The sequence below is a fragment of the Streptomyces sp. NPDC054841 genome, from assembly GCF_053611045.1.
Genome location: NZ_JBSGZO010000041.1, coordinates 22,898 through 30,672, shown reverse-complemented (window position 1 = coordinate 30,672; position 7,775 = coordinate 22,898). Strand labels below are relative to the sequence as shown.

Annotated in this window: 8 protein-coding genes; 3 read left to right on the top strand and 5 right to left on the bottom strand. The window is 68.2% G+C overall.

Translation table 11 applies throughout. The features are described from left to right. Positions 1–211: 211 nt before the first annotated feature. Positions 212–841, bottom strand: coding sequence for a hypothetical protein (locus ACWGI8_RS09060; RefSeq protein WP_453659465.1), 630 nt, complete (start codon positions 839–841; stop codon positions 212–214). Beyond that, entirely contained in the window at positions 838–1,437 is a 600-nt protein-coding gene (locus tag ACWGI8_RS09055; RefSeq protein ID WP_453659472.1) for an RNA polymerase sigma factor, read from the bottom strand. Before ACWGI8_RS09055 ends, ACWGI8_RS09060 begins: the two co-directional genes overlap by 4 nt. Before the next feature lie 248 nt (positions 1,438–1,685). Here ACWGI8_RS09055 and ACWGI8_RS09050 point away from each other — a divergent pair, with 248 nt between their 5' ends. Further along, positions 1,686–3,407 carry an FAD-binding oxidoreductase gene (locus tag ACWGI8_RS09050; RefSeq protein ID WP_453659464.1) on the top strand — a complete coding sequence of 574 codons (1,722 nt, stop codon included), beginning with the start codon at positions 1,686–1,688 and terminating at the stop codon, positions 3,405–3,407. A 108-nt stretch (positions 3,408–3,515) separates the two neighbouring features. Here ACWGI8_RS09050 and ACWGI8_RS09045 read toward each other — a convergent pair whose 3' ends face one another. After that, on the bottom strand, positions 3,516–3,986 hold the full coding sequence (locus ACWGI8_RS09045) for a GNAT family N-acetyltransferase (protein ID WP_453659463.1): 471 nt from the start codon (positions 3,984–3,986) through the stop codon (positions 3,516–3,518). A gap of 222 nt (positions 3,987–4,208) precedes the next feature. Next, complete coding sequence (locus ACWGI8_RS09040) at positions 4,209–4,709, bottom strand: hypothetical protein (RefSeq protein WP_453659462.1); 501 nt, start codon at positions 4,707–4,709, stop codon at positions 4,209–4,211. 238 nt (positions 4,710–4,947) lie between these two features. Here ACWGI8_RS09040 and ACWGI8_RS09035 point away from each other — a divergent pair, with 238 nt between their 5' ends. After that, positions 4,948–6,099 (top strand): RNA-guided endonuclease InsQ/TnpB family protein, encoded by a 1,152-nt coding sequence (locus ACWGI8_RS09035; protein WP_453659461.1) that lies wholly within the window; start codon positions 4,948–4,950, stop codon positions 6,097–6,099. Between the two features lie 130 nt (positions 6,100–6,229). Here the strand turns inward: ACWGI8_RS09035 and ACWGI8_RS09030 are convergent, their stop codons facing one another. After that, entirely contained in the window at positions 6,230–6,787 is a 558-nt protein-coding gene (locus ACWGI8_RS09030; RefSeq protein ID WP_453659460.1) for an N-acetyltransferase family protein, read from the bottom strand. Between the two features lie 270 nt (positions 6,788–7,057). On the opposite strand from ACWGI8_RS09030, the gene ACWGI8_RS09025 reads away from it, so the two are divergent. Beyond that, positions 7,058–7,609 (top strand): YcxB family protein, encoded by a 552-nt coding sequence (locus ACWGI8_RS09025; RefSeq protein WP_453659459.1) that lies wholly within the window; start codon positions 7,058–7,060, stop codon positions 7,607–7,609. Positions 7,610–7,775 lie beyond the last annotated feature (166 nt).

Here is a 7,775-nt window from a genome sequence, read left to right as displayed (position 1 = left end):
CATCGGCACGCATCGGCACGCATCGGCACGCATCGGCACGCATCGGCACGCATCGGCACGCATCGGCACGCATCGGCACGCATCGGCACGCATCGGCACGCATCGGGCACGGAGACCCTGGGGGCACCAGTCCCGCCGCACGACTACTGCGCGGGCAGGGCCGTAGACGCCGACTGGTGCCAAGCACGGAACGATCGCCGCCCCGGTGTGCTCACCGCGTGTACGCCTTGTCGTAGAGGCCGCGCAGCTGCGGGTCGGCCTCGGCGCTGTAGCCGCACAGGGTGACTCGGCCTTCGTTGGCGGTGACGAGGTAGTGCCGACCGACTGTGAACTCCACCCCGCTGAGCAGCGGGACCATCTCCGTGTCGTTCTGGAGCCGGACGACGGAGGCGTCCCCGCCGCGGTACCAGTGGTCCACGCGGAGTTCGACCCGGTCGCCCTTGACGGAGGTCGCCGTGCCCTCGAACGCGGTCTGCATGCTGCCCAGTACGTCGACCGTGACCGCGGCGCACTTGGCGGCAGGTGCCTCCGGGACGGTGAGGATCACCGGGTCGGCCTTGGACGGCGAGGACGGCGAGGACGGCGAGGATGCCGAGGACGACGAACTGCCGGTCGCCGCCATTCCCCAAGCGATGCCGCCTCCCGCTGCGAGCACTGCGGCTGCTGCTGCGGCAAGCACCAGGCGTCGGCGGCGTCCGGCCGAGCCGTCGTTGGTGGTCCGGGCTTTGGTGTCTGCGGTCATGGTGGCCTCCAGGAGGCGGTCGAGGTCGGGTGAGGGAGCGTGAGAGGTCCGTGCCGGGTCGATGGCCCTCAGCCGGGCGAGCAGTTCGTCGTTGTTCACCGGTTGCTCCTTCCTTCACCTGTGCCATGTCCGGCGGGGCCGCCGTTCTTTCGGTCGAGCAGCGCGGCAAGTTTCTTCTTCGCCCGGTGCAACCGGATGCTGACGGCGTTGGGAGTCAGCCCGGTCACCTCGGCGATCGCGCGCGGCGGCAGTTCCTCCCACGCCCAGAGCAGCACCACCTCACGGTCCAGGCTGCCGAGCGTGCCGAGTACGGCGTGCAGTTCGGCGTGGTCGGCTTCCGCGGGCCCGGGCGGCCGTGCGGTACGAGCCAGCCGCTCCACCAACCGGAGCCGACGCCGCTCCGCCCGGCGTACGTTGGCCAGACAACCGCGTGCGACGCCGTAACACCAGGGCAGCACATCGTCAGGGTCGATCTCCGGACCCGGACCCGGACCCGGACCCGGACCCGGACCCGGCCCTGGCCCTGGCACGTCCTCAAGACGGCGCCAGAGCACAAGCATCGTCTCCGCGAGGATGTCGTCGACCGCGCCGCCATCCGCCCGGCGCAACAGGTATCGGTGCAGCGGCTCCATCACCACGCGCATCAGCGCCTCGAAGCGGGCCTCTCGGGCCCGGGCAAGCTCGTGCCCCAGCATGGATTCCACGTCCCGCACCTGTCCGGTGCCGGTCGATTCCTTTCATGACCGCAGATGTGACGCAGGTCACCGTAGCGCGTCGGCGCAGCCCAGCCCAGCCGGCCCCGCCCCGTCATGCGCCGCGGTCGGCCGCCGCCTTGTGGCCGCGTCGGCGGAGTCGGAGCGACGTGCCTCGGGAGCGGTCACGGGCGCGGCTTCCGCGTCCCGGCGTCGCGGCCGACAGTGCGGCCAGGACGGCAACTGCCGGTATGAACAGGGGCGCCGTGCTGGGCCAATTCATGCCCACTCACGCGCATCTTCCTCCAGCGTGTCGCCAACGTCCTCAATTAGCGTGTCGGGAAAATTCATGCGCCGGTCGGCTGACAAGATTTACCTTGGCCGAATACTGGCGTAGCCCGGTCGAGAAAATACGGACGATGCACGATCTTCCTCGTCGCGACCGGCCCGAGGGGACGGCGGCCGCAGGCGCCGGTTCGGTCGCTGTCCCGGGTATTACGGCATCAGGCGTCCCGGTTGCGAGCGCCGCGAGCGCCGCGAGCGAAAGGCCCAAAGGCGCGAAACGCGAGCCGGCGGAGCTGACCGGCCGCATCGTCCGCCCCAACGACCCCGGGTACGCGAATGCGAGCCTCGGCTGGGACGAGCTCTTCGTTCACTATCCGCTGGTCATCGTCTACGCCCGGGAGACCCAGGACGTGGTCAACGCCCTCACGTGGGCGCGGCAGAATGGCGTCGCGCTGCGGGTGCGGAGCGGTGGCCACAGCCTTGAGGGCTGGTCGAACGTGGACAACGGCATCGTGATCGACGTCAGCGAGTTGAAGTCGGTCGACATCGACACCGACATCGACACCGACTCTCGTACCGCGACAGTCGGCGCCGGGCTCAACCAGTTGGAAGCGGTGACCACGCTCGCGGAGAAGGACCTTGCGGTCACGACCGGAACGGAGGGCAGCGTAGGCCTGTCCGGTGCGACGCTCGGCGGCTTCGGCTTCCTCACCCGCTACCTCGGCATGGCGTGCGACAGCCTGAAGGCGGCTGAGATCGTCGTCGCCTCGGGTGACGACAGCGCCGAGGTGATCACGGCAGACCTGCGGAACCACTCGGACCTGCTCTGGGCGCTCCGCGGGGCGGGAAACGGCAACTTCGGGATCGTCACCTCACTCACCTATGAGGTGAGTCCGCTGAGGAGCGTCGCCTATGTGCAAGCGACGTGGGACGGCCTCAATGACCTGCATGGGGTCTTCGACGCATGGCAGCGTACGGCACCGGGAGCCGACGACCGCCTCGGAACCCAGCTCGAGATCCACAGAGGCGAGATCCTGCTGTTCGGGGTTCTCGTGGAAGGGGCGGAGGCAGAGGCGAAGGATCTGCTGGCCCCGATCCTGTCGGTCGGCACGCCCGATGTCTCGGTGCAGGTCGGTAGCTGGGGCGACGTATATGCGGGATTCCAGATTCCGACCGAGGACGAGCCCGCGAACTGGAAGTTCTTCTCGCAGTTCACCACCGAGCCGTTCCCGGAGAAAGCGATCAGCCTGATCGCCGAATTCATGCAGGACGCCCCCTCGGACGACAGCAACTTCTTCACCCAGGCCTTCGGCGGGGCGGTCAGGAGGAGCCCCCGCGGCGGCACGGCGTTCCCGCATCGCGACGCGCTCTTCTATTCCGAGCCCGGCGCCGGCTGGGGGACCCGTGGACAAGCAGGCAACGGTGACGCGATCACCCCGAAGGCCCAGGCTTGGATCGCCGAGTTCGGCCAGGCGCTGCGGCCCTACGTGAACGGCGCCTACGTCAACGTGCCGAACATCGGAACGGCTGATTGGGAAACCGCCTACTGGGGACCCAACTTCGACCGGCTGCGCGAGATCAAGGCGAAGTACGACCCCCACAACGTCTTCCAGTACGAGCAGAGCATCCCGCCCGCGACACATGCCGACCGGCATTCGCACTCGGTCCAGGTGCACGACGGCGGCTGAGGTCAGCAACTCCTTGCGGCTGACGTCGCGAAGTTGCGTTGCTGCGGTCAGGAAAGTGTTGCGGTGATATCGAGTGATGTGTACTTCGGTGCTCGGCACTGCATGAACTCACCCGGCGGGGAAGGTGAGCCGCAGAACGATCTCGCCGTCGTCGATCTCCCCGGTGGGCTCGAACCCGAACTTCCGGTAGAAGGGCCACGGTTCGCCGTCGCCGGGCTCGTAGCTGGTCAGCAGCTCGGTGGCGCCGTCCGCGCGAACCAGGTCGGCGATCTGCGTGAGCGCCTCCCGGCCGATCCCTCGCCCCTGGTACCGCTTGTCGACGAGGAGCCGCCAGAGGAAGTACTGCCCTTTGAAAGGACCACCCGGCGGTTTCCACGACAGCATCACGAAACCGACCGGCTCGTCGCCGCGGTACACGGCGCGGTACCAGGGATTGGCCTCCGGCGTCTTTGCCGCCTCCTTGAGCGACTTGGACACTGAGGCGACGAACCGCTTCTGGTCATGTCGGACGCGGAGGGCACGAACGGCATCCCGGTTGTCGTCGGTGATCTCCCGTAGGTGCACGCCTGGGGACCTCATGTCACACCCCTTCCTGCATCCGGCAACTGCGCCGTCCGGGCCGTCGTGGAGGGCCGCCACCGGGCCCCATTCCCTTGTGCGTACGCGTTGTCAAGGACGCCGGGTTGGACGTCTTCGCAGCGTATTCGACGCAGTCGATCCGGAGCGGGACTGGCACGCCGGGCCGTGAGCCGACTGCCCCAGCCGCAGCGGGCCGGCACGGGTCTGGCACGAGGGCGCGACTCAGGTGGGTTGGCCGACTACGCCGCGAACCTGGTGCGCCGATGCTGGAGCAAGGTCGGTGGAGGCCGTCAAAGAGTGGGCTGCGGTTTGTAGATCGTGTTCCCATACCGGGCGGTCGTCCGGTCCGATCCATTCGCTGTAGTCGGCGGCGATGGAGAGAAACCGCGTCTCCTCCTTGGTGCGAGCTGCGACCGTCATCGATAGCCGGTCGGCCACATCCTTGGAGCTCAGCTCGCCTTGCGTCAGACCGAACGCGAGGCTCACGAGGAGACGTCGGCCAGCCGTCTCCTCGTCTGGAAGGGGCACGTCAAGCCCATCCAGAGCTTGGACGTACAGCTCGCGGACCTCAGCGGCATCGCTCCGGCGCGGCAGGCCGGCCAGCTCACGCAGGGCAGGGGAGTCATGGCCATCAATGAGCGCGTGCGCAGCGACCATGGGGAGATCCCCGGCGTGGAGTACTTCCGCCACGTACTGCCAAGCGCTGTCCTGCAACCGGTCCATGCGGCCATCGTGGAGGCTGCGCGACGTTCTGGCCAGGCAATTGCTGCCTTGGCCACAGCGGGCTTCCCCCTCGATGCGCGTTCACCTGCATTTCTCCCAGGATGCCCCGGCCTTCAGGCCGGGGAGGAATGGGTCCTCGGGCCGGAGCCGCGAAGCGGCGGAGTGCTCTGCGTAGCTGGTGTGACCTGTGCTTTCGGCTGTTGTCAGTGGTCGGGTCTAGGTTGAAGGGGTGAGGGTCGTGGTGCAGGTGAAGCTGCTGCCGTCGCCCGATGCGGCGGCGGCTTTGGCTGCGACCCTGCCCGTGTGCAACGGGGCGGCCGATGCTGTATCGGTGGTGGCGTACGAGACGGGTACCACGTCCCGCAACGAGTTGCAGAAGCTTGTCTACGCCCGTCTCAAGGCGGAGTTCGGGCTCGCTGCCCAACCGGCTGTCCGTACGGTGAAGAAAGTCGTGGACGCCTACACGACGTTGCGTGCGAACATCCGGGCGGGGAACCTCGGCCCCGAGGGGGCGCAGCGGCGCAGGCGGGCGGAGTCGAAGCCGATCGTGTTCCGCCCCGATGCGGCACAGCCTTACGACGACCGGATCCTGTCGTGGCAACACGACGCGCGCACGGTGTCCATCTGGACTACGAGGGGGCGGATCAAGTCCGTCCGGTACACGGGTCATCCCGGCCAGTTGGCGATGCTGGCGAAGTACCGGCGGGGCGAGTCGGATCTCGTCCACCGTGGCGGCATGTGGTTCCTGATCGCCACCTGTGAGATCCCCGAAGCGCCACTCCCTACAGATCCGGTGGACTGGATCGGTGTGGACCGAGGGATTGCCAACCTCGCCACCACCAGCGACGGGGACAACTACCAGGGCCGCCGTCTTGGCCGGTACCGGCGCTGGCACGCCCGCAAGCGGGCCCAGTTGCAGGCGAAACAGACCCGCTCCGCGACCCGCCGTGCCAAGCGGCGGGCAAAGAGAGAGACCCGGCACGCCGCGCACGTTAACCACAAGATCAGTAAGGAGATCGTGGCCGTCGCACAACGCACCGGACGCGGTGTCGCTCTCGAAGAACTGAGCGGCATCCGTGACCGGGTACGGCCTTCCCGCGACCAGCGGGCCGCGCTCTCCTCCTGGCCGTTCCACCAGCTCGAAGAACACATCCGGTACAAGGCCCAACGGGCCGGGGTACCCGTGATCGCGGTGGACGCCCACCACACCTCGCAGATGTGTCCACGGTGCGGACACACGGCGAGGAACAACCGTCCCTGCCGGGACACCTTCTGCTGTCGTCGGTGTGGGCTCGCTGGCCCCGCCGACCACGTCGCCGGGGTCAACGTGCGCAACCGCGCACGCTCGGCGTGGGTTCTCGTCAACGGACCCGTACCACAAAGGTCTTAACCTCCCTGGCTGGTAGATGCGACCCGTGACCGCCCTGTCGTAGGGGGCAGTCGGGAGCGCGACAAGGCGTACACGACAGAGTCAACAAGCTCGGTCGTTTACGGCCGAGAAGTTGACTTGTACGTAGTCGTTATGTGCGCAGGTCGAGCAGCATGACGTCATAGAGGTCCGGGCCCTCCCACGGGCGCGCCTCGCCGATCTTGAGGTAGCCCCACGCCCGATAGGCGGCCGACGCTGCCTTGCTGTCCGGGTGGACGTTCAGCAGCATCCGTTCGGCCTCGATGCAGTTGAGCAGGGTCTCGTGCAGACGCCGCGCGACACCCTGCCCGCGCCAGGGTCCGCGTACGGCAAGTTCCATGAGGCCGAAGGTGCGGTGCCCGTCCTCGCGCCGCATGTCGTCGGGCACGGGCTCGGTCAGTTCGTCCCACCACCCTGTGTCACGCTCGACCGGGTAGCCGTATGCCATGCCGACCGGCTCGCCGTCCTCGGTACGGGCCAAGGCGGCGCGAAAAGTGGGCTTGCGGGTCTGGGAGCGGAAACGCCGGAAGGTGGCTGCGACGTCGTCAGCGGTCTCGTTGTGCGGCGGTTCCGCGAACACCTCGGCATAGATCAGCCTGAACGCATCCTCAGCCTGTGCTGCTGCCGAGCCGTCCATGTGCTCTACCGTGATGGTTCCCTGCGGTGTCATGTGGTGCCCCCTCGCACTGTTTTCGCGGATGTAGCCTCTCAGCCCGCTGCACGTGGTCATCGACGTGTTCGCCACGACGCGTGAACGAAGCCGAGTACGCCCTCCAGTCCCAGGAAGCCTCCGGCGCCTGGCACCTGCTCGACGGACCGGCATCCGGCCACACCATCGGCGACACCTGCGCCGCGATCCCCAAGCACAAGCGTCCCGACCAGGGATGTCCGGCGGATCGCGGCCGGGCAATCCGCCGAGCACCCCATAAGATCCCCGCTCATGGACACCAGGGGCGGGGATTGCTCGCATCAGGACACAGACCGCGGCACGGCCGTGGAGTTCGTCTACCGGCCGACGGCCGCGGACTTCGAGGAGGCGCTCCGCGCGCGAGCCCGCCGGACACCGGCGGGCCGCGCCCAGGTGTTGCTGGCACCGCTGGTGGCGACGGCCACTGTGGTCGTCTACGCGGTGCTCCGCGATGCCGCGCTGCCCGTGTGGATCATCTCACTGGTGCTCTCCGTGGCAGTCGTGTCCTGGGGCACCGCACGGGGGCTACGCACCATGGCCCGCCGGATGTTCAGCATCGTGGAGCCGTACGGGCAGTGCCACATGGTGGCCGACGATCGCGGCGCGGTCAGCACCGGCGAGCGGGTGTCCTTCACCATCGAATGGACGGTGTTCCGGGAGTACCTGGAGACGCCCAGGCTCTTCGTGCTGCTGGGCGGCGAGCGCGCGGCCGGAGTCGCGGTGCTGCCCAAGCGGGGGGCACAGGACCCCGCGGACGTGGACCGGCTCCGGGCGATCCTGGACCGGAACCTGAAGCGGCTCTAGGGGGCAGGTGGTGCGGAGGTGGTGCACGACGCCTGAATCGATGTGCGGCCCAGGGGTTCAGCCACCTTCACCGCGCTCGGCCCGCTTCACCGCCGCGTTCCGGGCGTGGACCTCTCGTCGTAGGCGACGCTCGTAGTCGGCGATCTGTGGGCGCACGCTCCGGCTG

What these genes read in the sequence shown, in the direction of transcription:
- ACWGI8_RS09045 (WP_453659463.1), bottom strand. Translation starts at nt 3,986, where the DNA reads ATGAGGTCCCCAGGCGTGCACCTACGGGAGATCACCGACGACAACCGG.
- ACWGI8_RS09050 (WP_453659464.1), top strand. Translation starts at nt 1,686, where the DNA reads ATGAACAGGGGCGCCGTGCTGGGCCAATTCATGCCCACTCACGCGCAT.
- ACWGI8_RS09040 (WP_453659462.1), bottom strand. Translation starts at nt 4,709, where the DNA reads ATGGACCGGTTGCAGGACAGCGCTTGGCAGTACGTGGCGGAAGTACTC.
- ACWGI8_RS09055 (WP_453659472.1), bottom strand. Translation starts at nt 1,437, where the DNA reads ATGCTGGGGCACGAGCTTGCCCGGGCCCGAGAGGCCCGCTTCGAGGCG.
- ACWGI8_RS09025 (WP_453659459.1), top strand. Translation starts at nt 7,058, where the DNA reads ATGGACACCAGGGGCGGGGATTGCTCGCATCAGGACACAGACCGCGGC.
- ACWGI8_RS09030 (WP_453659460.1), bottom strand. Translation starts at nt 6,787, where the DNA reads ATGACACCGCAGGGAACCATCACGGTAGAGCACATGGACGGCTCGGCA.